This is a genomic window from Thiohalocapsa halophila (assembly GCF_016583825.1).
GTDB lineage: Bacteria > Pseudomonadota > Gammaproteobacteria > Chromatiales > Chromatiaceae > Thiohalocapsa > Thiohalocapsa halophila.
The window spans coordinates 53242-77646 of record NZ_NRRV01000011.1; the positions used below are offsets into that span (position 1 = coordinate 53242).

The 24405-nt window shown below is 69.2% G+C and carries 23 protein-coding genes; 11 read left to right on the forward strand and 12 right to left on the reverse strand.

Annotation, left to right across the window (positions count from 1 at the left end; translation table 11 throughout):
* From cydB to CKO31_RS06610, 5 genes are all read left to right on the forward strand, one after another.
* Positions 1 to 1143 carry a cytochrome d ubiquinol oxidase subunit II gene (gene cydB, locus CKO31_RS06595; protein WP_207147966.1) on the forward strand — a complete coding sequence of 381 codons (1143 nt, stop codon included), beginning with the start codon at positions 1 to 3 and terminating at the stop codon, positions 1141 to 1143.
* Positions 1144 to 1299: 156 nt separating this feature from the next.
* Positions 1300 to 1422 carry a cytochrome bd-I oxidase subunit CydX gene (gene cydX, locus CKO31_RS06600; protein WP_200235190.1) on the forward strand — a complete coding sequence of 41 codons (123 nt, stop codon included), beginning with the start codon at positions 1300 to 1302 and terminating at the stop codon, positions 1420 to 1422.
* 688 nt (positions 1423 to 2110) lie between these two features.
* On the forward strand, positions 2111 to 2371 hold the full coding sequence (locus tag CKO31_RS27925; protein WP_498370610.1) for a hypothetical protein: 261 nt from the start codon (positions 2111 to 2113) through the stop codon (positions 2369 to 2371).
* 833 nt (positions 2372 to 3204) lie between these two features.
* A complete protein-coding gene (locus CKO31_RS06605; protein ID WP_200235192.1) occupies positions 3205 to 3726 on the forward strand; it encodes a hypothetical protein in 522 nt (173 codons plus the stop codon).
* Positions 3727 to 3994: 268 nt separating this feature from the next.
* A complete protein-coding gene (locus CKO31_RS06610) occupies positions 3995 to 4984 on the forward strand; it encodes a DUF2333 family protein (protein ID WP_200235194.1) in 990 nt (329 codons plus the stop codon).
* 10 nt (positions 4985 to 4994) lie between these two features.
* On the opposite strand, the gene CKO31_RS06615 is transcribed toward CKO31_RS06610, so the two are convergent.
* Positions 4995 to 6392, reverse strand: a complete 1398-nt coding sequence (locus CKO31_RS06615) for an MFS transporter (RefSeq protein WP_200235196.1) — start codon at positions 6390 to 6392, stop codon at positions 4995 to 4997.
* A 372-nt stretch (positions 6393 to 6764) separates the two neighbouring features.
* Between CKO31_RS06615 and CKO31_RS06620 the strand changes: the two genes are divergently transcribed.
* The 3 genes from CKO31_RS06620 (at position 6765) to CKO31_RS06630 (ending at position 9237) form a co-directional block, all read left to right on the forward strand.
* Positions 6765 to 7052 (forward strand): encapsulin-associated ferritin-like protein, encoded by a 288-nt coding sequence (locus CKO31_RS06620; RefSeq protein WP_200235198.1) that lies wholly within the window; start codon positions 6765 to 6767, stop codon positions 7050 to 7052.
* Positions 7053 to 7148: 96 nt separating this feature from the next.
* Entirely contained in the window at positions 7149 to 8417 is a 1269-nt protein-coding gene (locus tag CKO31_RS06625) for a glycosyltransferase family protein (RefSeq protein ID WP_200235200.1), read from the forward strand.
* 250 nt (positions 8418 to 8667) lie between these two features.
* A complete protein-coding gene (locus CKO31_RS06630) occupies positions 8668 to 9237 on the forward strand; it encodes a hypothetical protein (protein WP_200235202.1) in 570 nt (189 codons plus the stop codon).
* 106 nt (positions 9238 to 9343) lie between these two features.
* Here CKO31_RS06630 and CKO31_RS06635 read toward each other — a convergent pair whose 3' ends face one another.
* From CKO31_RS06635 to CKO31_RS06645, 3 genes are all read right to left on the reverse strand, one after another.
* Positions 9344 to 9703 (reverse strand): periplasmic heavy metal sensor, encoded by a 360-nt coding sequence (locus CKO31_RS06635; protein ID WP_200235204.1) that lies wholly within the window; start codon positions 9701 to 9703, stop codon positions 9344 to 9346.
* A gap of 192 nt (positions 9704 to 9895) precedes the next feature.
* Positions 9896 to 10603, reverse strand: a complete 708-nt coding sequence (locus CKO31_RS06640; RefSeq protein ID WP_200235206.1) for a response regulator — start codon at positions 10601 to 10603, stop codon at positions 9896 to 9898.
* 1 nt (position 10604) lies between these two features.
* Entirely contained in the window at positions 10605 to 12227 is a 1623-nt protein-coding gene (locus tag CKO31_RS06645) for an ATP-binding protein (protein WP_200235208.1), read from the reverse strand.
* A 306-nt stretch (positions 12228 to 12533) separates the two neighbouring features.
* On the opposite strand from CKO31_RS06645, the gene CKO31_RS06650 reads away from it, so the two are divergent.
* A complete protein-coding gene (locus CKO31_RS06650; RefSeq protein WP_200235210.1) occupies positions 12534 to 13496 on the forward strand; it encodes a glutathione S-transferase family protein in 963 nt (320 codons plus the stop codon).
* Positions 13497 to 13598: 102 nt separating this feature from the next.
* Here CKO31_RS06650 and CKO31_RS06655 read toward each other — a convergent pair whose 3' ends face one another.
* Positions 13599 to 14462, reverse strand: a complete 864-nt coding sequence (locus tag CKO31_RS06655; protein WP_200235212.1) for a Uma2 family endonuclease — start codon at positions 14460 to 14462, stop codon at positions 13599 to 13601.
* Positions 14463 to 14762: 300 nt separating this feature from the next.
* Here CKO31_RS06655 and CKO31_RS06660 point away from each other — a divergent pair, with 300 nt between their 5' ends.
* Positions 14763 to 15269, forward strand: a complete 507-nt coding sequence (locus tag CKO31_RS06660; RefSeq protein WP_200235214.1) for a hypothetical protein — start codon at positions 14763 to 14765, stop codon at positions 15267 to 15269.
* Positions 15270 to 15552: 283 nt separating this feature from the next.
* On the opposite strand, the gene mobA is transcribed toward CKO31_RS06660, so the two are convergent.
* The 7 genes from mobA to CKO31_RS06695 form a co-directional block, all read right to left on the reverse strand.
* Positions 15553 to 16212: a molybdenum cofactor guanylyltransferase MobA gene (gene mobA, locus CKO31_RS06665; RefSeq protein WP_242475202.1), complete on the reverse strand. Its 660-nt coding sequence runs from the start codon at positions 16210 to 16212 to the stop codon at positions 15553 to 15555.
* A 122-nt stretch (positions 16213 to 16334) separates the two neighbouring features.
* Positions 16335 to 17015 (reverse strand): pyridoxamine 5'-phosphate oxidase, encoded by a 681-nt coding sequence (pdxH, locus tag CKO31_RS06670; protein WP_200235216.1) that lies wholly within the window; start codon positions 17013 to 17015, stop codon positions 16335 to 16337.
* A 260-nt stretch (positions 17016 to 17275) separates the two neighbouring features.
* Positions 17276 to 17734 carry a DUF2934 domain-containing protein gene (locus tag CKO31_RS06675; protein ID WP_242475203.1) on the reverse strand — a complete coding sequence of 153 codons (459 nt, stop codon included), beginning with the start codon at positions 17732 to 17734 and terminating at the stop codon, positions 17276 to 17278.
* A gap of 355 nt (positions 17735 to 18089) precedes the next feature.
* The gene (locus CKO31_RS06680) at positions 18090 to 20696 is read right to left on the reverse strand and encodes an FtsX-like permease family protein (RefSeq protein ID WP_200235218.1); all 2607 of its coding nucleotides are present in this window, start codon (positions 20694 to 20696) and stop codon (positions 18090 to 18092) included.
* 14 nt (positions 20697 to 20710) lie between these two features.
* A complete protein-coding gene (locus tag CKO31_RS06685) occupies positions 20711 to 21418 on the reverse strand; it encodes an ABC transporter ATP-binding protein (RefSeq protein ID WP_200235220.1) in 708 nt (235 codons plus the stop codon).
* Positions 21419 to 21526: 108 nt separating this feature from the next.
* Positions 21527 to 21763, reverse strand: coding sequence for a hypothetical protein (locus tag CKO31_RS06690; protein WP_200235222.1), 237 nt, complete (start codon positions 21761 to 21763; stop codon positions 21527 to 21529).
* 137 nt (positions 21764 to 21900) lie between these two features.
* A complete protein-coding gene (locus tag CKO31_RS06695; RefSeq protein WP_200235224.1) occupies positions 21901 to 22746 on the reverse strand; it encodes a M48 family metallopeptidase in 846 nt (281 codons plus the stop codon).
* Positions 22747 to 23029: 283 nt separating this feature from the next.
* Here CKO31_RS06695 and CKO31_RS06700 point away from each other — a divergent pair, with 283 nt between their 5' ends.
* A complete protein-coding gene (locus tag CKO31_RS06700) occupies positions 23030 to 24247 on the forward strand; it encodes a polysaccharide deacetylase family protein (RefSeq protein WP_200235226.1) in 1218 nt (405 codons plus the stop codon).
* Positions 24248 to 24405 lie beyond the last annotated feature (158 nt).

Here is a 24405-nt window from a genome sequence, read left to right on the forward strand (position 1 = left end):
ATGATCCTGGACTACGAGATCCTGAAATTCGTCTGGTGGCTCCTGGTCGGTGTGCTTTTCATCGGCTTCGCGGTCACCGACGGCATGGACATGGGCGTGGGCACGCTCCTGCCCTTCCTCGGTAAGAACGACGCCGAGCGCCGCGTCATCATCAACACCGTCGGCCCGCACTGGGACGGCAACCAGGTCTGGCTCATCACCGCCGGCGGGGCCATCTTTGCGGCCTGGCCATTGGTCTATGGCGCCGCCTTCTCGGGCTTCTACTTTGCGATGCTGCTGGCGCTGTTCGCCTTGTTCTTCAGACCGGTCGGCTTCGACTACCGCAGCAAGATCGACAACAAGGCCTGGCGCAATGCCTGGGACTGGGGCCTGTTCATCGGCGGTGCCGTGCCGGCGCTGGTGTTCGGCATCGCCTTCGGCAACCTGCTCCAGGGCGTGCCCTTCCACCTGGATGAACTGCTGCGGCCCTACTACACGGGCAGCTTCTTCGCACTGCTGAACCCCTTCGCGCTGCTGGCGGGGTTGATCAGCCTCGGCATGCTCACCCTACACGGGGCGATCTGGCTACAGCTTCGCACCTCCGAGCCCATCGTCTCCCGCGCCAAGCAGTGGGCCAAGGTGACCGGCCTCGCCACCATCATCGGCTTTGCGCTGGCTGGGATCTGGCTCACCTTCTTCGTCGACGGCTTTCGCGTGGTGAGCATGCCGCCGACGGATGCCACTCCGAACCCGCTGACGAAAGAGGTGGTCATCGAGCCCTTCGCCTGGCTCGCCAACTACGGGCGGCATCCCTGGACACTGTTCTTCCCGATCATCGGCTTCGCGGGCTTGGGCTATGCCGTGTCCCTCTCCATGCAAGACCGCGCCGGGCTCGGGCTCGTCATGAGCGGTGTCGGCATTACGGGTGTCATCATGACGGCGGGGTCCGCCATGTTCCCCTTCATCATGCCGTCCAGCACCAACCCGGGCAGCAGCCTCATCGCCTGGGATGCGACCTCCAGCCATCTGACGCTGACCGTCATGTTCTGGGCCGCAGTGATCTTTATCCCGATCATCCTCGCCTACACCACCTGGACCTATGCCCGCATGTGGCGGCGGATCACGGTGGAGGAGATCGAGTCCCAGGATAAGTTGGCTTATTAGCAGCGAGTAGCGAGTAACGAGTAACGAGTAACGAGTAGCGAGTAACGAGTAACGAGTGGCGAGGTATGCTCTCTTCCTCGTCCCTCGTCCCTCGTCCCTCGACACTCGACACTCGACACTCCCAGCAACAACCGCAAATATCAGAGGAGCCCGACCATGTGGTATTTCACCTGGATATTAGGCGTCCTGCTCGCCGTCGCCTTCGGCATCATCAACGTCATGTGGTACGAGTCCGAGCAGTGCCTCGGTGAGCCGGACGACGACAAGCTCGACGCCTGAGCCGAGCCGCAACAGCGCAAACCTCGCCCGCCGTCGCAGTCCCAACAGCCAGAGCCAGCCGCCTGCGGCGGGCGTCAGCCGCCATTGCCAGCTGCCGGGTCCGCTCAGTTTGCCGGTCCCACCCAACGCAGCGGCCGCGCCAGTCTGACTGGCGCGACGGCGCGGGCACCGCCCAAGCCCTCCGTCAGCCCGCTGACCGCGAATTCCGGGTCGGCGAGCAGCAGCTGGTCCACTTCCCGCCTGGGCTCATCGCGGGCTATTGCCTCGACGAGACTCGCCGCCAGCCACAGGTCCAGGCGCGTGGTTGTTGGATCGCTCTTCCGGTCGCACTCCAAACCGCGTGAGATCTCAGGGCGACTCAGCGATCGCCTACCCAGGTAAGCAAAGGGTTACCCTAGAAACGGTGGGTGAACGGCCCCCAAGGCGCGTGCCGCGTGCCTGATCGCAAACCGCCCGGCGAGGCACAACCAGGCGGAATAGCCGGCCTATTCCAACGAGTTGTAACGCAGCTCGGCGCCGCGCGGGGTGTGCCATGGGGGCGTAGCGGCCTGCATCAGACAGATGAGCTGTCAGTCGGCAGTCGGCACCAGCGCGCAATCTGCGCAAAGACTTGTAGCCACAGACTCGATGCTCCCCAGCAGGTCATGTCATCCGTCCCGACCATACCTATCCCAAACCTATCCCAACATTGCCGCTCAAGCGCCTGCGCTTCCAGTGCGAGGCCCTCGAGCCGATCCGTCTGCCGCCTTATACCGGCTCCGCGTGGCGCGGTCTCATTGGCTCGAGCTTGCGGCATGGCATCGCGAAGCGGCGCTTTGGGACGAGGTTGGGTCAGGCAGGAAGGGCCGCGCGGCAGTCGAAGAGGCAGCGACCGCTGCGCGGCGAGTCCCCGCCGCATTGGTCGTACTGGTTTGTGATCTTGGGCCGCTGGATTTCCGTTACCGCCTGACTGTCAGGCCTCCTGGCGTCGGCCCGAGCGACGCCGAGGCACCTGTGGGCCGGCAGCAGGCAACAGTTACCCCGTCTCCTTGCGATGTATCGCGTTGAACGGGCGGGATCTGTGTACCGTCGTGTGCCGGGACAGCGCCGAGCACCGCGGTCCCGCCGCCCTTTTGGCACTTGAGTCTTTGTGGTCGGTCACGAACAGCGCGTGCTCACGGTTGCATCCGACCGGGGATTGCGAGACCGTGTACTGGCGCACTCGAGAGAAGCCCGCCGGCAGCGGGGGTCTGGTCGCCGCACGGCACCAGCGCGCGGCGAGCCTTCCCCAAGCCTGGGCGCTGTTGGCGGTGCGCGTCGCACCGGCAACCTTGCGGCGCCGACCTTCTCGGCCGCGAGTCGTCCGGCTGCCGCGACGCCATCGATGCTGGACGCGACCGGGGCCGATCCACCGGCGCCAAGACCGCTGATGCCTAAGAGGCCCCGCCGCGGCCGCAAGCTTGCCGCCGGCGCGGCCGCCAGCGGACTCGGCCAAGCTTGCAGCCGTCGTGCGACCCTGCCGCATGCCCGGGATGCGCGCTGGTGTCCGTTGGCAGTGCCCATGCAGGCCCCAGCGTTTGCGCCGGATGCCGCACGGGTCTTCGCGGTGCTCCGTGTCTACGCGCGGCGAAACGGCAGGGGCGCCGAGCCGCGCCGGAGTTGTTTGCGCTATGCTCGCGGTTCGCTGCCAAGTCCGCGGCGCACGTGATGCTCGGATGGACCTCTTCCAGCATCCCAGGCTAGGGAAACGCCGAATGATCGGCATTTCCCGTGCGGGGCAGCACGCCCTGCCGTTTTCAGCACATGATGATGAAAGTCCCGCCCTTTATCGGTGCCGCCATGCTCGGCGCGGCCCTCTGTGCCGGCTGCGCCACGCAGCGTGCGCTGACGCCCTTGCCGGCCGACGGTCCGGACATGGTTACGCAGCCCGTTGCCGATATCCTCATCCGTGCCGTGAACGACACCCGCGCCACCCGCCGGGAGGTGGCCGGCTGGTGCGTGAGCGATGCACGCACCGGGCAACTGACGCGGGTGGTGCGTGCAGGGCTGGGAGACGACACCAACGTCGGCCTTGCGCTGCCCGTCGGTCGCCGCGGCAACCACGAGCTCTCCTGCTCTTGGCACACGCATCTCTGGGGCCGGCGCGTCGTCCCCGGCCCAAGCAAGCAGGATTTGCGTAACTCCCGTCTGCCGCAGGTGAGCGAAATCCACCACTTCGTGGTCGATCAGCACGGCATTTGGCACTATGCCGACGGGCGCGTGCTGAGCATGTGCCCGTGGAACCCGACGGGCACGAACTTCGCTGCGGGCCAGTGCCGGACCTGACGGGGCGCTGCGGCGGCTGGTGTTTCACCGCGCTCGACCAGCCGCGCGCAGACTGCGCAGGCCGAAGCGCTCCGCCCGAAGGCTGCGAGATCGAGCCGGCGCAGACGAGGCCGTGGCCGGCGCAGGCGGCGCTGGCTGTTGTCCGCGCGCGGTGACATGCTATGCCGAGCGCGCAGTGCCGGTTTATCCGTCAAGGTCAGTTGTCTTCTCGATCCCTTATAGCCTACGGTAGCGAGTTATCTCTCCCACAGCCCAACGGAGGCTAGCTTTGAAGGAATCGAACAAGAGTCCGATCAAGCGGATACTGACCTGGCTCACCAAGCAAACGGTGCTCTGGTCGGGCCTGATCATCGGCATCCCCGTGCTGCTGGCGGCACTGTGGATCGGCATCCTGATCTGGGTCTGGGATACCCCCGAGATCAACAAAGATTTCCAGGATCCGGCCAACGCCGACCTCGCCCGTGACGAGAAGGGCGCCCTGTTGGCCGAGGCCATCACCTATCAGTTCCGGCGCCGCCTGAACGATCAGGGCGGCTGGGCCCCGAACGACCTGGTGATCTTCTTCGACCGCAACGCCGCCTGTGCGGCCGGGGTCAAGGGCGAGCCCGGCGGCATCTGGTACGTCACCACGGAGATCTTCGAGGTCTTCGCCGATCGCACCGCACGCATCGGCGGCTCGTCTCAAGACGATCCCCGGTTGACCAACGCGGCCAAGAAGTTCAACTACGACCCGCGTCGCTGGGGCATTTCCTGGCTCGGTGGTGCCGACTCCCAGCACGAGTATGAGCTTGGCTTCGAGGACCTCGACGAGTACGTCAAGGACCTGCGCGCCGGCAACGCCGTCAGCAACGTGCGCCCGGATGATCTGGCCGCATTGCTCACTGAGCTGGGCGGACAAAACGGCGCGCTGGACAAGATCTACTCGCGGCTGAACGACGCCGCCCAGGTCCCGCCCGACGAGCGCCGCCACCGGGTGTATTCGGCCATCTGTGCCGCGGCGGTGTCGGCTGACACGCTTTCGGTCATCCGCTCCGCCTATGGGCCCGACTTCGAGCCCGATGCCGTGGTGGCGCTCGATGAGGCCATCCAAGACCTGTACCGCGTGTCGCAGTTATACCCGCCGATCGTGCTGAACGGCGCCGACGACAGCCTCTGGCTCGTCAACCATGCCCGCAACATCGCGGCCATGTTGTCGGCGACCTTCGATCCCATCCTGGACTCGGCCCGCTCTTTGCCCGGCGGGGAGGTCGCTCGCTGAGCGCGGTGCCTCAGAGGTTACGCTCGGCGTCCGAGGTTTGGCCGGAAAGGGCCTCATCGTCACGCCCATCGAGTGCCGCGCGGACTTCCGCATGGCGCTCGCGCGTGATCGGGAAGCGGATCAGAAACAGCGCGCCGGCTGCCATCATCACCGCTGGGACGACGCCGTAGATCAGCATCAGGCGCGCCTGCACCGCCGGCGGGGTCACGTCCGCGCTCGGGTCGTAGCCGAAGGCGGCGGGCAGGGCGGTGCCGAGCAGCACGCCGAGGGCCAGCGAGAGCTTGATGGTCATGCCCCAGGCCGCGAAGTAGAGCCCGGAGCGCTGCCGCCCGGAGGACAGGCTGTCGACGTCGATGACATCGGCGGCGATGGAGTTGGCCAGGAACAGGATGGACGCGAAGCTGGACCCGCGGATGGCGATCAGCACCAGGAGCTGCACGGCGTCGCCCGCGCGCAGCAGCGCCAGCGGCAGACTCAGCACCGCCAGCCAGAGCGCCGCCGCCACCAGCGCCCGGTGCTTGCCGATGCGCACCGACAGCCACAGCCAGGCGGGCACCGCTGCCAGCGTGGCCAGGTTCTCGATGAAGATCATCCACGGGAACAGCGACTCATCACCCATGACGTCCGCCAGCACCAGGCGATGCAGCGTACCCTGGATGGCGATGCCGGAGACGAACAGCAGCACGCAGCCGATCATGCGCCCGAAGGCTGGGTTGCGCGCGAGGATGCGCAGTCCCTCGATGAAGCCGAGGTGCACCCGCTCAGTGCGTTCCGGCGGGCCTTCCGGCACTCGCAGCAGCGCCACCGCCACCAGCACCGGCAAGCCCAGCACAAGCACCCAGGCCATGCCGCGCAGCTGCTCGGCACCGGCGGTGAGACCCTGCACACTCAGCACCACCAGAAATCCCAGCAGCGCCACCTGGCCGGCGGTGGACAGCGCTTCGCGGATACTGGTGATGCGCGAGCGCTCGTCGTAGTCGGTGGACAGCTCGGCGCCCCAGGCCTTGTGCGGCAGGTCGATCATCGTGAAGCCGAGATACAGCAGGGCCGCCCAGAACAGCAGGTGGCCGAGGCTCGCCGCCTCTGCGGGCACGAATACCTGCCAGACGGCGACGACGAACAGCGGTGTGCCCAGCAGCATCCAGGGCTTGCGCCGGCCCCAGCGGGTGTGGATGCGGTCGCTCAGGCCGCCGATGAGCGGGTCTGTGATGACGTCCAGCACCCGCGAGGCGGCGATGGTCGCACCCACTGCGGCCAGCGGCAGTCCCAATTCGTCGGCATAGAAGGCCGGCACGAACAGCGCCATGGGCAGGGCCGCCACGGACGTCATCAGCGACGGCAGGGCGTAGAGCACGAGCAAGCCTCTGGGGATCTGGGCGCGATGCACCATGGCGCTGGGCCTCGTCATCTGGGTTCAGGATTACCCGGATGTCGCGACCTTCGTGCCAACATCCGAGGGGGGCGTGCCAGAGAACGCCCGCGCGCGTGATGCAGCGCGAGCCGGCAAGAATCGCGAATGCCTGCTTCGTCGGCGATGACCAGGAAGCGCTTCGCTCGGTTACGCCCCCATCTGCTCCGGGATCTGCTCCAGGATCTGCTCCGGGTGCCGGTGCGGGTGCTGCTCGGGGCGGGAACTGTGCTGCCTTTTCTGTCATCCTTGGCGCGGGCTCATCCCAGGGCCTAGCAGCGCGTCGGGCACCCGTCGGTGGCGGACCGGCAATCGTCGGCAGATGTCCGACAGCGCTTAGTATCACCAATCGCAGCAGGAGCAAGATCTGCCATGGCAAACGAGGGTTACCACGAGCCCATCGACGAGCTGTCCGACGAGACCCGGGACATGCACCGGGCGATCGTCTCACTGATGGAAGAGCTGGAGGCGGTCGACTGGTACAACCAGCGCGTGGACGCCTGCAAAGATTCGGAGCTCGCCGCCATCCTCGCCCACAACCGCGACGAAGAAAAAGAGCACGCGGCGATGCTGCTGGAGTGGATTCGGCGCAAGGACCCGAAGCTCGACGGCGAGCTCAAGGACTATCTGTTCACCAGCAAGCCCATTGCCCACCAGTGACGCTGCGCGGTGCCGACGACGGCTCGCCAGCGCACGCCGCCGCGTTCGGCACCGGGCCCAGCAGCAATGTTGTGAGACCGACCTGAGGGTTGAATCATGGCCGATTTCCACCAGGAGCCGCAGATCACGACGCTGCATGCGCTGTATGAGGCGTTCGACAAGGAGAACTACTTGAGCAACCTCGAGCGGAAGCTGGAGGACCATGCGCGTCACACCCACATGAGCCTGTTGCTGCCCTCGCTGTACAGCGAGATGGGCAACGCCGGGGTGCTGGACCGCATCATCGAGCGCATCGCCGAGGTGCGCTACCTCAAGAGCGTTGTCGTCGCCCTCGGCGGCGCCCCGGAAGAGGCACAGTTTCGCGCCGCTCAGGCCTACTTCGGCCAGCTGGCCAGCCCGGAGCGCGAGGTGCGGATCATCTGGATCGACGGCCCGCGCATCCAGGATCTGCTGGCGCAGATTGCGGAGCGCGAGATCCCCACCGGCGAGCGGGGCAAGGGGCAGTCGGTGTGGGTGACGCTGGGCTACCTCTTTGCTCGTGACCAGGCCAGCGTCATCGCGCTGCACGACTGCGACATCGTCACCTACAGCCGCACCATGCTGGCGCGGCTCATCGAGCCGGTGGCGAACCCAAACAACGACTTCCAGTTCTGCAAGGGCTACTACGCGCGCATCTCGCCCACCGAGCGCTCCATGAAGGGGCGCGTGACCCGGCTGTTCGTGACGCCCTTCGTCGATACCCTCTCGTGCATCATGTGCCAGCAGGGGCTGCCGGAGCTGCAGCGCTTCTTCGACTACCACAGGAGCTTCAAGTACCCGCTGGCCGGGGAGTTCTGCTTCACCTCCGACTTGGCCCGGGGCTTGAATATCGCCTACGACTGGGGCCTGGAGGTGGCGACCCTGTCGCAGGTGTACGATCAGCTCACCCGCCGGCAGGTGGCGCAGATCGATCTCGCGCCCAACTACGAGCACAAGCACCAAGAGCTGTCTCCGAACGACACCAACAAGGGCCTGCACCGCATGGTGGTGGACATCGCCAAGTTCTATCTCACCTACATGCGCTCCCACGGCGTGCCGCTGGACGACTCCTATGTGGATATGCTGCTCCACACCTATTACCAGAACGCGCTCAAGTACGTGCGCAAATACAGCTACGACTCGGACGTCAACGACCTGCACTACGACCTGTACGAAGAAGAATCCGCCGCGAGCCACTTCCGCGGCTTCCTCTGGGACGCCTGGATGCAGAGCAAGGGGCCGCAGGAGGCCAAGCTGATCCCGTCCTGGAACCGCGTCGCCTACACCTTTCCGCAGATCTACGAGCGCCTCCTGGAGGCGGTGGAAGCGGACAATGCGCAGCCTTGATCCACTCGACCTCAATGCGGCTGGCCGGGTGCCGCTCTGGCCCCAAGGCTAACCCTATTTTGCGTACTGTTTGGCTGTCCTGCGGGCCACGCGGCGGGTATGCTGTCGCATCGGGGGCAGCCCTAACGGACGCGCCCCGGCCACCAACCGTGCCGGGCCGACGCCGCCCCCTGACCCGTCTCACCGGGAGCACTGCTGCTTCCGAGAACCGGCACCCCTGAAGTTACGCAAGCCCGAAGGAGAGTTCGCCGTGTCCGCATCAGAGAACAAGCTCGACCGTAAGCGCTTCCTGCTCTATCAGCTGCCGTACGTGGTGCTCTATGTCGCCGCGCTGGGTCTGGTGGCCATGACCGCGCATGACGCCGCCGAGATGAGCACCTACTGGCAGATGTTCATCCCCTTGGTGGCGCTGGTCTCCATCCTCGGCGGCTGGCGCTGGGCCGGCAACGCCGGCAGCGAGCGCTGGGCCTATATCCTGCGCCAGGTGCTGCACTGGGGGGCGCTCATCCTGACCATTCGCCTGCTCTATGCGCATGCGGTACAGGACTTTCTCAACGACGAGCAGGACGCCTTCGTGACCATCTATGTGATCGGCCTCGCGGCGGTGCTCTCCGGCATCTATCTGGACTGGAAAATGGCCCTGTTCGGGGTCTTCCTGCTGCTGAGCGGCGTCGCCATCGCCTGGCTGAATGACAACTGGATGCTGCTGGTGCTCGTGATCGGTGGTGCCGGTGCTATCGCCATCGCCGTCTCATTGCTGATTCGGGGGCACTTGCCCGGTCAGGGGACGGGCGCCGCCGGCTCAGGCGCCGCGGTCTGAGCGCCCTGCCAGATACCGCTGGCCAGAGACTGCCGGCCAGATACCGCCGACTGGCCACCGCCGGCCCGGCGTGCCGGGCCGGCGGTGAGCCGGCGGCGGGGACTGATCACCAACCCCGCCCGGAGCGGCCACCTGCGCCGCGGTTGCCGCGCCCTTCGCGCATGCCGCGCAGGTAGGCTCGCTGCTCGTCCCGCCGCATGCGTTGCTCCGCCGTCAGCACCGCATCGATCTGCTCCCGCAGCCGGGCGCGGTGCATGTCCGCAGCCTGGTGGTGGTCGTCGAGGATGGCCCGGATCTCCGTACGCTGTGCTGCGCTGAGATCGAGCCGCTCGGCCATGCGCTCCATGCGCATGTCCAGTCGCTGCTCGGCGCGAGGATGGCCCTCCAGCGGCGCAGCGGTGGCGGCGCCGCCGGCCAATGCGATGGCGATGGCGAGGGCGGTGAGCTGGGTCTTGGCGTTCAACATGTGTCGGTCTCCGTTGAGTGTGGTTGCCATGCTGTGGCCGGTCTGCGCGGCGTTTGGGGTCGGCGCGATCCAGCCACGCCGTGCAGATTAGGCGGCAACCGGGCAGTGGCTGCGCAGCCTCGGTGCAAAAAGGGTGCAAGTGTCGGCGCCGTGCTTCGCCGAGCGGCGCCGGTCGTCCGGCGCAGGCGCTGATCACGGCGACGGCCGCTGGTCCTCCGACACCTCGTAGCGATAGCCCACGCCATACACGGAGTGGATCAGCTCCTGCCCGGGCGGCAGGATCTCGGCGAGGCGGCGACGGAGCTTTTTCACGTGGCTGTCGATGGTGCGGTCGGAGACCACCCGGTGGTCGTCGTAGATGCGCTCCATGAGCCGGGCGCGGGAGAAGATCCGGCCCGGGGCGCGCACCAAGGCCTTGAGCAGTGCGTATTCCACGGCGGTGAGCTGGATGGTGCCGCCGTTGGCACGCACCCGCAGGCTGTCGTCGTCCAGCCACAGCGGCCCGGCGTCGGTCGTCGGCGGCGACAGGCGCTCGGCCCGGGTGCGGCGCAGCACCGCCTTGACCCGTGCCACCACCTCCCGCGGGCTGTAGGGCTTGCAGACATAGTCGTCGGCGCCGAGCTCCAGGCCCAGCAGGCGGTCGATCTCCTCCACCCGGGCCGTGGTCATGACGATGGGCACCTGCGAGAAGGCGCGCACCTGCCGGCAGATGTCGAGGCCGTCGGTGCCCGGCAGCATCAGGTCCAGCAGCACCAGCGCCGGCTGATGCTCGCGAATCCACTCCACGGCGCCGGTGCCGGTGTGCAGGCAATGGGTCGTGAAGCCTGCGGCCTGTAGGTAGTCCGCCAGCAATGCCGCGAGGCGCGTCTCGTCTTCGACGATGAGGATGTGGCTGCGCATGTCAGCGGTCTCCGGCGCTGTGGGCTGCGGTGCCTGGATGTCCGCTGTTATAGCGCGAGCGGGCGCCGTCTGCCGCTGAGGCGAGGGGCAGCGCCACCTGCACCCGCAACCCGCCGAGGGGCGAGGCGGCGGCGCTGATGGCCCCGCCATGGGCGGCGACGATGTTGCGCGCGATGGCGAGGCCGAGCCCGGCGCCGCCGGTGGCGCGGTTGCGGGAAGCATCCACCCGATACAGGCGCTCGAACAGCCGCGGCAGGTCGGCCGCCGGCACGCCCGGAGCCGTGTCGTCGAAGTCGATGTGCGCCGAGCCCGCGCGCCGGGAGAGGCGCACCCGCAGCTCGCCGCCGCGGTCCGTGTAGGCCAGGGTATTGCGCAGCAGGTTGCCGAAGAGCTGCGCGAGGCGCCGGGGGTCGCCGTGCACTGTCCAGTCGCGGGTCTCGTCGGCGCCATCGGCCGACAGCGCCAGGGCGATGCCGGCCTCGGCGAACGCGCCTTCGAAGGCATCCAGCTCGCCCGACAGCAGCGCCAGCAGATCCACCGGCGCCTTGCGATAGCTGAGCGCGCCCAGATCGGTCATGGACAGCTCGTAGAGGTCGTCGATGAGGCGCCCGAGCCTGAGGCTGTCTGCGTGCAGTGCGTCCAGTGCGGCGTGGTCCAGCGGCCGCACGCCGTCCTGCATGGCCTCCACATCGGCGCGCAGCAGCGACAGGGGCGTGCGCAGCTCGTGGGCGATATCCGCGGCCCATTGCCGGCGTGCCTGCTCCGTCTGCGCCAGGGCCGCGGCGAGGTCGTTCAGGTCGCGCCCGAGGCGGCCCAGCTCGTCGTTGCCGGCCACGGCGACCCGGGCGTCGTAATCGCCGGCGGCGAGCCGGCGCATGCTGCGCTGAAGGGCGACCACCGGCCGCGTCAGGCGCTTCGACAGCGGGAAGGCCAGCAGCGCCGCCAGCAGCGCCACGCCGAGGCCGATGACCCAAAGGGCACCGCTTTGGCGCTCGCGGAATCGCAGATCCGCCAGCTCGGTGATGGGCGGTCCCGGCAGCACGGCGAGGCTGCCGATGAGGCCGCCACCGTCGCGCAGGGGGTGCCGCTCGGCATCGGCCAGCAGGGCCTCGCGGCCGTAGACGATGTCGCCGGCGGCATCCAGCAGCATCAGCCGCAGCTCCAGCGGCCGCGGCGGCTCGCCGGCCTGGATGCGGGCCAGCACCCGCCGGGGCGGCCAGGCGCCGGGCTCCGCCAGCAGATCGCCGAGGAGCTCCCGCAGCGGGCGGTGTGCCCAGGGCGGCGGCCCCCGGCCGCCGTGGCGGCCCGGAAGGTCCTGATGGGCCGGCGCGTCGCCGACGTCCGGCTCGGCCCAGCGGCGGCGATGCCTCTCGGGCGGCGCACCGACCAGGGTGTGCACCCATAGCCGCTTGTCCGCGGCCAGCCGGTCCCAGCCGCCGTCGCGCGCGTGGATGGCCGACAGTCGCTCGGCGATTGCCTCCAGCCGCTGCGCCTGGCGCTCGGCGGCGAGGCGCTCCAGGCCGCGTTGGAAGGACCAGCGCACGAAGCCCTGGGTGACGATCACCGTCCCCAGACTGACGCAGAGCAGGATCAGGAAGAGCTTGGTGCGCAGGGAGATCTGCATGGCGGGCCACTAGCAGCACTGCGACCATTGTGCCTGCAAAGGGTGCAGGAATGATGGAAGCCGCGGGCGTTCCACGCGATCCGCGTGAGACCGCGGGACAAGCGGCCAATAGGGCTCCGCCCGGCAGCGCGCGGCGGCCCCAGCGTCGAGCGGGTGCGGATTTGCGCTGCCGCCCAAACTATGGACCACAACGGCGCGGCTGCATCGCCTGCTGCGCGGGGGCAGACGCAGGCCCTCGCAGGGCTCGCCGCCGCCCGCGCCCGATCAAGACACCACAGACGGCCGCCGCGGGCGGCGGAGGATGCCATGAAGACCAACAGCAAGGGCGAGTTCGTGCGCTGGGAGTCCGGCTTTCGCCACTGGGTGACGCCGGACGGCAGCCCCGGACCTTCGGGCGACGGCGGCTTCAAGGCCGAGCCGGGCCGCTATCACCTCTATGTCTCCTATGCCTGTCCCTGGGCGCACCGCACGCTGATCCTGCGCACGCTGAAGGGGCTCGAAGGCCTGATCTCGGTCTCCGTGGTGCACCCGCTGATGCCCCCGGAGAGCTGGGTCTTCGGCGAGTACCCCGGCGCCACGCCGGATCACGTGCACGGCTTCGAGAAGCTGCACCAGCTCTACGCGCACACGGCGCCGGATTTCGACGGCGTCGTCACCGTGCCCGTGCTCTACGACAAGGCCCGCGAGACCATCGTCAACAACGAGTCGGCGGAGATTGTCCGCATGTTGAACAGCGCCTTCGATGCCTGGGCGCGTGCCGATTTGGACCTGTATCCCGCGCAGCTGCGCGCCGACATCGACGCCGTGAATGCCGTGGTCTACGACACCGTCAACAACGGCGTCTACCGCACCGGCTTCGCCACCACCCAGAGCGCCTACGAGGCGGCCTTCGATCAGCTCTTCGCCACCCTGGAGGAGCTGGAGGTGAGACTCGCGCGCCGGCGCTACCTGGTGGGCGATCGCATCACCGAGGCCGACTGGCGCCTGTTCACCACCCTGGTGCGCTTCGACCCCGTCTACCACGGCCACTTCAAGTGCAACCTGAAGCGCCTGGTGGACTATCCGAATCTTTGGGCCTACACCCGCGAGCTCTACCAGATGCCGGGCATCGCCGAGACCGTGAACATGGACCACATCAAGCGCCACTACTACGGCAGTCATCCGTCCATCAACCCGAACGGCATCGTGCCGAAGGGGCCGGCGCTGGACTTCACGGCACCGCACGGGCGCGATGCCCTGGATGGCGCCGGCGGCGGTCGGGGGCGATGAGTATCGGAATAGGAGGGCGCAGCCCGATGCGGTGCGGGCAGCCGGCCGAGTGTGCCGAGCGCGGATGTGCTGAATGGCTATGACAGCTCCGCGCTGTCCCGGTCAGCCGTCGCTGCGGTCTCGGCCTGCCCGCAAGCGGGCGAGCTCCTGCTCCAGCGCTTCGCGGGCCGCGGCCTCCTGCCGCTGCGACGCCAAGGCTGCATCGCGCTCGCGCCTGAGTCGATCCCTTGCCTGCAGCGCACGCTCACGCTCACGCTCGGCCTGTGTCCACTCCGGCACCACGAAGTCGGCATAGACCGGGTCGCGGCGCATGGCTTCCAAGTCCGGGCGGGCGATGAGATCGTCGATGCGGAAGCGGAAGCCCGGCAAGACTTGAGAGGTCACCACCGGCCGGTCGCTCGGCCCCGTGGCGGGCAGCGGCGCATAGGCACCGGTGTCCGTGCGGCCGTAGAAGGCGAGATTGTCGCGCTCGCGGTGCAGCACGTAATATTCCCTGACCCCACCCGCGGCGTACTCAGCCTTCTTGACCACCAAATCCCGGTGCACATAGGCGGGTTTTTCGGTGGACAGCGCCTCGATACAAAGATCAAAAATGCCGTGATAGGAACTGTCGTCCGGCGCGAGAGGGACCGGATTGGTGTCCAGCACCAAGCCCAGATCGGGTTTGCGGACGACGGTCCCGGACCCGAGTGCCAAGCGGAAGCCCATTTCCAGCGCCACCAGCTTGCCGATGGGCTGCACCCGCAGGTAGTGCCGCAGCAGGTCCACGAGCCAGGCGTAGACCTGAAAGGTCTCGAAGTCCGACACCGGTCGCTCCTCCAGCCGCCCCCGGTTCCACTCGTAGCTGATGTCGCCCGGGTCATACCAGTCCCGCCAGTACTCGGCCTCGCTGACCATGCGGCCATCGTGGGAGACGGGGTCCACCGGGACATCGCCGCCGGGCAGCGTCGATGACGAACGGGTCATGTCTTGGTCCCTCCTGATTGGGGGCTCACCCCGAGCCTAAGACGGACCCGCGGCGAGGACAAGGAGCCCGCCGATGGCAGGCGCAAAAGATGTCGGCATGGCGCCAAGGAGCGTCGGCACGCGATTGCCCCGGCAGTGCCGGCAATGCTTGCCCAATCTCCGCGGCATCGGCGTGATCGGCCCGGCCGGGTGCGCATCCGCGCTGTTGCCGTCGACCCGCCCGGACCGGCATGCTGTGCCCTTGAGCAGTGCAGCACACCGAGGCGGCCAGTAATGAATTCCCGTGCAAGAGGCAGATCCGTGCTCGGCTTGGTCCTGAGCCTGAGCGTATTCCTGGGGCTGGGTGTCGCCGCCATCGGCGCGGCCGAGCCGGACCCATCCGTCGAGCCCGTGGGCGTCGGCCAAGCCTTGCCCGAGCTCGGGCTCACGGACCAGCACGAGCGTCCCGGCCCCATCGAGGCCGGCACGCGCCTGGTGCTATTCGCCCCGGACCGGGAGAGCAGCGAGCTCGCCCACGGCGTCCTGGAGGCGACAGGCGGCGAGACCCTGGAGCAGGCCGGTGTCCGCTATGTCGCGGACATCAGCGCCATGCCGGGACTGGTGACCCGGATGTTCGCGCTGCCGAAGATGCGCGACTACAGCTATTCGATGCTGCTGGGTCGAGAGGCGGCGGACACCGCAATGCTGCCCCGGCGGGACGGCGAGCTCACGCTGATCGGGCTGGAAGCGGGCAGCGTCACGGACCTGAGCTATGTCGGCACCGAGGCCGAGCTGCGCGCCGCGCTGGCGCCCTATCTCTCGCCCTGAGCCCAACCGGCGCCGGGCACCAGACGCCGGCGCATCACACCCTGCCCGTCGGGCTTCGCTGCCGCTCAGCGCCGACCTATGGCGGCTCGCGTAGGTCGGTGCCGACGCAGGAGGCCCGACAGCGCGCGGCGATGGCCCAAGGCGATGCGCATTGGGCTGCCGGCATCTTCGTCGGCTTCCAGCCCGGCAGGAAGCCGAGCACGACAGCCGTGAGGAGCTTAGGCGGCAAACGCCGTTGTTGGCACCGGCTCGGCAGGCTTTGGTCGCCATGGCCGCCTGGGGGTTAGCCTGCACCGACCGACGCCGCAGCGCTCCCCGCCAGCGTCTTTAGATCCTCCACGCTGTTCAGGTTCGCAAAGGCGCGGGCACCGTCGTCGAAGGTGACCACGGTGGGCCTCAGCGTGTCGAGCCAGCCTCGGACGCTGCGCCCGCCGTCGGCGAGGTAGGCGTCCAGGCCGTGTGCGAGGCGTGCCGGCAGCAGGGCATGCAGCGGGTGGCGGCGCTCGGGGTCGGCGGCGACGGCGAGGTCCGCGGCAGCGTCTGCGGCGAGGGCACGCCCGAGCCGCTCGCCCAGGTCCGCCGGCAGCCAGGGTGTGTCGCAGGGGCTGGTGAGCAGCCAGGGGGTCTCCAGGACGGCGAGCGCCGCCGCGATACCCGCCAGCGGTCCCTGGTAGCCCGTCAGCCGATCCGCGACGACGCGCTCCGCCAGCGGCGCATAGCGCTCGGCATTGCGGTTGGCGCTGATCCACAGCCGGCCCACCTGCGGGCGCAGCGCGGCGGCGGTCCAGGCCGCGAGCGGCCGCTCGTCGAGCTCCACCAGGCCCTTGTCTTGGCCGCCCATGCGCCGCCCGGCACCGCCGGCGAGGATCAGTCCGGTGATGTCGTCGGCGGTGATGGGACGCGTTGGATCATCCATCGGCGCTGGCGCCTTGCGTGGCGGCATGTTGTCGGGCCTCCTGACGTCGGCGCCGACCTACGCGAGGCTGCCGTAGGTCGGCGCTGAGCGGCAGCGAAGCCCGACGGGGCCTTGCGCCGGGTGTCGGGCCTCCTGGCGTCGGCGCCGACCTACGGGGCGAGGCGCTCGATGCGCCAAGCATCCTGCTCGCGGGTGTAGCGGAAGCGATCGTGCAGGCGGCTTTCGCGGCCTTGCCAGAACTCGATGCTGGACGGCACCACCCGGTAGCCGCCCCAGAAGTGCGGCAGCGGGACCTCGCCGTCGCCGAAGCGGCGCTTGATCTCGGCGACCTTTTCTTCCAGCAGGGAGCGGGAGCTGATGACCTGGCTCTGCGGCGAGGACCAGGCGCCGATGCGGCTGCCGCGGGGGCGGGTGGCAAAGTACTTCAGCGACTCCGCCGTCGGGATGCGCGCGGCGCGGCCGAGGATCTTCACCTGCCGCGCCAGCGCCACCCACGGGAACAGCAGGGCCACGCGGTCGTTGTGGTCCATCTGCCGGGCCTTGCGGCTCTCGTAGTTGGTGAAGAAGACGAAGCCGTCGGCGTCATAGAGTTTGAGCAGCACGGTGCGCAGGCTCGGCTGGCCGTCCGGGTCCACGGTGGCGAGCGACAGGGCGTTGGGCTCCGGCAGGCGGGCGTCGATGGCCTGCTGGTACCAGCGCTGGAACTGGTCGACGGGGTCCGCCGCCAGCGCGTCGCGATCGAGCCCCTCCGCCATGAACTGCTCGCGCAGCGCGGCCGGGTCCACGACCGTGTCGGCGGGGGAGGCAAGATAGGGGTCCGGGGCGGTCATGATCGGTCACCGTTGGCTGCCGGCAAAGCGCAGAAGTGGCGACCGCTGCCCCTGTGCAAAAGGGCCCGCCGCGGGATGCGGAGCCGATGCGCTGGCGACTTCCTCACGCGGATGCGAATCGGCATCGCTATCGAAATCGACCCTGCGTCGCGCCTTCTGCGAAGCCAAGCCGATGCAGCCCGGACCGACCGAGCCCGCCGGATTGGGTCCTGAGCCGCTCAGTGTCTCAGCCGGCGAGGACGTCAATCGCGCGGGTGCCCTCAGCCATCGCGGCCCAGCATCGCGTCGATCTCGGCTACGGCGGCGGCCCAGTCCTCTTCGTCGTGACCGGGCTCGAAGCCGCGCTTCTCGGCACGGTAGTAGGCCGCCTCTTGGATCATCCGGTAGCGCTCTTCCGGTGTTACCTCACTGACCGGCTTCAGTGTCACCGCCCGGTCCGGCAACGGCGGTTGCGGGGCGTTGTTGGGGACCGCGGCCTGCGCTGGGACCTTCTTGGCGATAGCCTTCTTCGTGGCTGCCTTCTTGGCAAGGGTCTTCTTGGTCACGGGGGCGGCCGGCGCCGCCGTTGGCCCTTGCTTGGCAGGTGCCTTCTTGGCGGCCGCCTTTTTTGCGACCGTCTTCTTCATGACCGGATCCGGTGCTGCGGCCGCCGTCTTCTTCGCCGCAGCGGCCTTCTTCGTCGTGGTCTTCTTGGTTACGACCTTCTTGTCCTCTGGCATCGTCGCTCACTCGCCTCTGGGTATGGGAAAAGCTCGAGGCCGCAACCCGCTCGGTACCGCTGCGCGCGCCACCTGCACCGCCGCCGGCCGTTTCAGCGAAGAATACACGACACAGCCGGCGAGCCGAATACCGCAGTGGGCAGGACGGGCGCTCCAGCCGTTAGTGCCCGATGGCAAGATGGGCTTCGTCCCAGGCAAGACTCAAAGGATTCACCCACCCTGGGGCTTTGGGCTTCGAGCATGGATGGACGCGAGTCGGCGTCCTACCGCGGCAGGGCGCGCTGAGCGACTGCCGCTGAGTGCTGCGGCCGCAGCCACCGCCGAGGCAGGGCCACTGGCCGCTCTCTAGCCCCCGCTACTCCTCCCGCAGCGCCTGTGCCGGTGTCGCCCGCGCCGCCCGCAGCGCCGGATAGAGCCCGGCGAGCATGGCCGCCACCCAGGCCAGCAACACCCCGGAGACGAGCGTGTCCGGCGTCAGGCGCATGGGCATGGTCCAGCCGAAGGAGCGCAGATTGATCACCTGGATCAGCAGGTCGCCCATGGCGACGCCCAGCGGGATGGCGAGCAGGCCGGCGGCGACGCCCATGAGCGAGGTCTGGAGCATGATCAGCAGCCGGAGCTGACCGCGGGTCATGCCGGTGGCGCGCAGCACGGCGTAGTCCTTGGCGCGCTCCAGCTCCAGCGCCATCAGCGCGCTCAGGATGCCGACGAAGGCGACGCCGATGGCCAAGAGCCGCAGCACCTCGGTGATGGTGAAGGTGCGGTCGAAGATCTCCAGCGACAGCTCGCGGATACCGCGGTTGGTCTGCACCGCGGCCGGCGGTGTCAGCGCCGCGGCGATGGCCTCGACCCGGGCCTCCACCGCCTCGACATCCGCGTCCTCGCTCAGCACGATGCCTATGGACGCCGTGCCGGGGTCGTCCCACAGCTGCGTATACAGGGCCTTCGGGAGGATCACGGTGCCGCTGTCGCTGCCGTAGTCCTGGAATACGGCGCCGATCTCGAAGGATCGCCAGCCGCGGGCGGTAAAGAGCGCCAAGCGCTCGCCCACGCCCGCGCCTTGCCGGTAGGCATAGGGCTGGGAGACCAGTGCCAGCTCGCCCGCCTCCCAGCGTTGCCAGACGTTGTCGGCCGTCTCGCCGCGGAAGCGAAAGCCCCGCGGGCGCCCGGCGCTGGAGGTGAGCGCCAGCACCCGCATCTGCCCGTCGCGGGTCTCCACCCGCCGCGAGCGGCCCTGGCTCACGGCCGCGACGCCGGGCAGGGCCAGCAGCCGCTCGGCGAGCTCCGGCGGCAGGGAGGCCGGGTTGTTGGCGCCGCCGCTGTCGTCGGTGGCGATGTAGATGTCGCTGGTCAGCGTGTGCTCCAGCCAGTCCGAGACACTGACCCGGAAGCTGCCGATCATGATGCCCACGCCGACGGTGGCCGCCACCGCCACCGCCAGCGCCGCCACCGCGAGCCCGGAGCGGGTGATGCTGGCGGTGATGCCCCGCGCGGCGAGCCGCCCGACGCTGCCGAAGAGCTGTCCGAACAGCGGCGTGGTGAGCCCCGCCAGCGCGCGCACCACCAGCGGCATGCACAGGCTCGCGCCGACGATGACCAGAAACAGCGCCACGAAGCCCCAGGTCATGGAGCGCCCGGACAGCGGGATCAACGCGACCCCGAGGGCGATGACCAGCACGCCGCCCGCCGCGAGCCAAGGCAGCAGCCGCTGCCCGCGCTGCTCCACCAGGGTGCGGCGCACCACGTCCCGCGGCTGGGAGCGCGCCGCCTCCAGCGCCGGTCCCAGCCCCGCGAGCAGGGTCACGCCGATGCCGAGTCCAACCCCTTTGGTGAGCGACAGCCAGTCCAGGTGCAGGCTGCGCACATTGAGCTGGAAGTAGACGTCGTTGATGGTGCGGGTCACCAGCTGCACCAGCCCGGCGCCGACGGCGATGCCGGTGAGCACCCCGAGCACCGCGCCGATGGCGGCCAGCACCAGCGCCTCCACCAGGATGAGCGCGAACAGCTGCGAGCGCGTCACGCCCTGCATGCGCAGGGTGCCGAGCAGCGGGCGGCGCTGGAGCACCGCGAAGGTCATGGTGTTGTAGACGATGAAGCCCCCCACCAGCATGGCCAGCAGGCTCATGGCCGTGAGGTTGGTGTGGAAGGCGCGGGTCATCTGCGCCAGCGCATTGGTGCGCTGGGCGGTGGTGGTGAGCCGCAGCCCCGTGGGCAGCGCCGCGGCGACGCGCTCGGCCTCCGCGTCCGTCAGGATCAGGTCGATGCGCTCCACTGCGCCGATGCTGCCGGTGACCTCCTGGGCCGTGGCGATGTCGGCGACGGCGAGGCCCCCGAGCCCCCGGCCGGCCCCGCCCTGGTCCGGCAGCACGGCGGCGACGCGCATGCGCCGGGTGCTGTTGCCGATCTCGACGCTGATCTCGTCGCCGGGAGCGGCGCCCACGGCCTCGGCATCCGACGCCGACAGCAACAGGGTGTCCGGCTCCGCCAGCAGATTGAGCAGCGCCGCCGCCAGCTCGGCGCTGCCTCCGCCGCCGGCTTGGGCGGCGGCACCCGCAAACAGCGCCGGGCGCATGGGTGCTGCGGCGATGAGGTCCAGCCCCAGCAAGGTCAGGCTCCGCTCGCCGATGCGCATCGGCGCCTCGATGACCGGTGTCGCGAGCTCCAGCTCCTGCTCCACCCGCAGCTCGGCATAGGTGCGGTCGGCGATGCCGCCGGCGGCGGCTTGAATCTGGTGCGTCGCGGGCCCCGCCACCTGCTCCACGGACAGTCGAAAGCCGCGTCGGGCGCTTTCGTTGGCGAGGTCCACGGCGATGACCACGGCCACCCCCAGCGCGATGCCGATGACGGACAGCCAGGTCTGCCAGGGATGGCGGGTGAGGTAGCGGCGGCTCGCGGCGAGCAGCGCCGGCGGCAGGCGGACGGCATCGAGGCCGGCGGCGGCGCCTGCGAGCAGTCCGGTCATCCCGGGGCGCCGGCTCACCACGACAGCGCCTCGGTGTCCGCGGAGAGCCGTCCCTCGTCCACGGCGAAGGTGCGATCGGCGATGGCGGAGACCTCCCGGCTGTGGGTCACCAGGATCAGCGTATGGCCTTCGTCGCGGAACAGGTGCGCCAACAGCTCCAGCACCCGGTGGCCGGTCTGGGAATCCAGGTTGCCCGTGGGCTCGTCGGCGAGCACCAGCGCCGGGTCGTGGATGATGGCCCGGGCGATGGCGACGCGCTGCTGCTCGCCGCCGGAGAGCTGATCGGGAAAGGCGCCGTCGCGCCCCGTCAGCCCCACCTTGCCCAGCAGCTCGGCGACGCGCTCGCGTCGCCCGCGGGCCGCCATGCCGTTCAGCTCCAGCGGCAGGGCCAGGTTCTCCGCCACCGTGAGCGTCGGGATCAGGTTGAAGAACTGGTAGATGAAGCCGATGTGCCGGCGCCGCAGCAGGGTCAGCTCTGGCTCGCCCATGGTGGTGACGCTCTGATCCATGATGCGGACATCACCGGCGTCCGGGCGATCGATGCCGGCGAGCAGGTTCAGGAGCGTGGACTTGCCGGAGCCGGAGCGCCCCACCAGGGCCACGCATTCCCCGGCGGCCACCTCGAAGCTCACGTCCTGGAGCACCACGCGGCGCTCACGGCCTTCGGCGTAGGATTTGCTCAGGCGCTGAACTTGCAGGGCGGGGGTGGTTGGCTGGTCCATGGCGGTCGGTACTGCTCAGATAGGTCAGGCGGGCAGCGCGGCGTGCGCGGGCGCCGGGGGCAGGGGTGATTGCTTGTGGTCGCTCCGTCAGCGGCGAGGCGCTTGTGCTCAGAGCCACTTCACCAAGTAAAAGAGCCTCTGCCCCTCGGAGGAGCTGGACGGCCCGTACACCACGGCCGGGTGCAGCTTGCGCGACTCGTCGCGGCCGGCCAGGGCAGCTTCCTCGGACTCCACCACGGTAACGCAGCCCTCCGGGAAGCGCCCGCGGCGGCGGTTGGCGGCTTTCACCAGCGCGAAGCGCTCGGCGAGGGATTTGGACTCCGGGTCGACGATGACGCGCTGCATACTCCCCTCGCTACTCGCTACTCGCTACTCGCTACTCGCAATCGGTACCGCTGCCGATCCTCGAACCTTCTACCCCGAAACTGGAAGTTGCGCCATGACGTCCCGGCCTCAACCAGCCCCGACACCCGCACCCGCGCTCACGGCGGCCTGCAGCCGGGCTTTTGCCCCGCCGCCCGCGCCTCTTCGTACAGGGCCACCGCCTGGTCCATCTCCGCCGCCAGCTCCTCCATGCGATTGTCGTGGGAGGGGTGCGTGGACAGGAAGGCCAGGGGCTGCCCGCCGCCGGCGGCGGCCATGTTCTGCCAGAGCTGGACGCTGGCCCTGGGGTCGAAGCCCGCCTTGGCCATCAGGTCGCGGCCGATGCGGTCCGCCTCGCGCTCGTGGGTGCGGCTGTAGGGCAGCAGCAGGCCGTACTGGGCACCTAGGCCCAGGGCCTGGCGGAAGGCCTCGTGCTCGAAGCTGCCCGGCTCCTCGGCGAACAGGTCCACCAGCATCAGTCCGCCCTGCACGGCCAGCTCCTGGGTCAGGCGCTCGTTGGCGTGCTCGGCCAGCACATGGCCGATCTCGTGGCCGATGACCGCCGCCAGTTGATCCGGCGTGCGCGCCACCTGGAGCATGCCCGTGTGCACCCCGATCTTCCCGCCGGGCAGCGCAAAGGCGTTCGGGGTCGGGTCGTCGAAGACGGCGATGGACCACTCGCCGTGAGGCTGCGGCAGCGCGTCCACCAGGGCCTGGGCGACGCAGCCTACGTAGCGGCGCAGGCGCGGGTTGTCGCTGAGCGGCTGGCTCTTCAGCAGTTGCTCGAAGCTCTGCTCGCCGAGGGCGGTCATCTGCGCATCCGGCACCAGGGTCACCTGCTTGCGCCCGGTGGGGGATTCGTCGCAGCCGGACAGCGCGCCGACGCAGGCGGTGAGCGCCAGGGCGCTCAGGAACGCCCGCGGGCGGCGGGCGAGGCTTGCGGATGGATGTGGCTTGGACGGCATCTGGCCCCCCTCGGCTGACCGGCGGCATGCTCGCAGATCGCGCGGTCGCCGGCGGTTGCGGTTCGATGAACGGCGTGCGCCCGGCGTTGTGCCGGCGCTGGTTGCGGGCTCGCTGCGCTCGCCGTGTGCCCGGCGGCGGGCGCATCGGGCGGCGCCCGCGATCCGGTATCATGAGGCAAACGAGTGCGGAGCGGGCCCGCGCGCCGCGCTCCCCCGCTTTGCCGTAGTGCCCGGGGCACGCCCCGGCCTTGCTGCCGTCAGTCGAGCCTTAGAGCCATCGCCCATGCCCGCCCATCACGCCCTGGTGCTGAATCTGCACCAGCCCCCCGGCAACCTGGAGCACCTGCTGGCCCACGCCACCTGGGAGGCCAAGGAGATCCTCTTCGCCCTGGATCGCATGCCGCGCAGCCTTTGGGGACAAGAGGACCTCGCACGGGTGCATCTGTCGCTGTCCGGCACCCTGCTGGAGACCCTGTCCAGCCCGGCGTTCCAGGACCGGGTCTACGGCATCGTCGACTGCGGCAAGCTGCTCTGGCATCTTCAGAACACGGAGATCTTCGACATCCTGGGCACCGGCTACTACCACCCGGTGCTGGCGCTGATCCCGCCGGCGGACCGCCCGGAGCATCTGCGCCGCTGGCAGGCCCTGGCCCGGCACCTGTTCTGGCGGGACGCCTTCCAGGGCTTTTGGCCGCCGGAGATGGGCTTCTCCATGGAGCTGATCCCGCTGCTCAAGCAATTCGGCTACCGCTACGTGCTGGTGGACTCCGCCCACGTGGAGCCGGTGCAGCGCATGACCTGGCCACAGCTGCGCTATCGCCCGCACATCGCCCGCTACGACGGCGAAGAGATCATCGTCGTGGTCCGCGACCGCGAGCTCTCCGATGCCCAGGAGTCTGGCATGGAGCTGGACTGGTTCCTGGCCGAGGTGGCCGAGCGCACCCGCTGGTGCGACTTCGAGCCCCTGGTCACCACCGCCACCGACGGCGAGAACGGCGGCTGGTTCCGCAACATCACCGAGGGTGCCAACTACTGGAGCGCCTTCTACCTGCCGTTGCTGGCACGCGTGCGCGAGGGCGCCGCGGACATCCGCCCCAGCTTCATCGGCGATTACCTGGACCGGCACGGCGCCCACGGCGAGGTCCACGTGGCCACCGGCGCCTGGAACACCGGCTGGCACTCGGGCCGCGGATTTACCCAGTGGACCGGCTCGGATGCCCAAAAGCGCATGCTGGCGCGCTATGCCGACGTGAGTGCACGGCTTCGCACCATGGTGCAGCAGGGCGCGGCGGCGGCGCCGGACGACCCGGGGCTCCTGGCCGTGCTGGAGGAAGCCCGCTGGCGCCTGCTGCGTGCCGAGACCAGCTGCAATCTGTTCTGGGGCGAGGCCTGGGTGGAGCGCGCCGCCGCCGATCTGGACGCCGCCGACACGGCGCTGGCCGACGCGGAACGACATTTGCACGGCCCTGCGCGGACCGGCGCGGCGAGCAAATCGCTCTGAGCGCCGCAACGCCCCGGCCCCGGCGGTCATGTCCGGCGCCGTGTCGGGCCTCCTGGCGTCGGCCCGACCTACGCCCAGGGCGGGACCTCATAGAAGGTCGGGCTGAGCGACAGCGAAGCCCGACACTGCGGCCCGAGCGCAATGCGCGCGGACCTGCC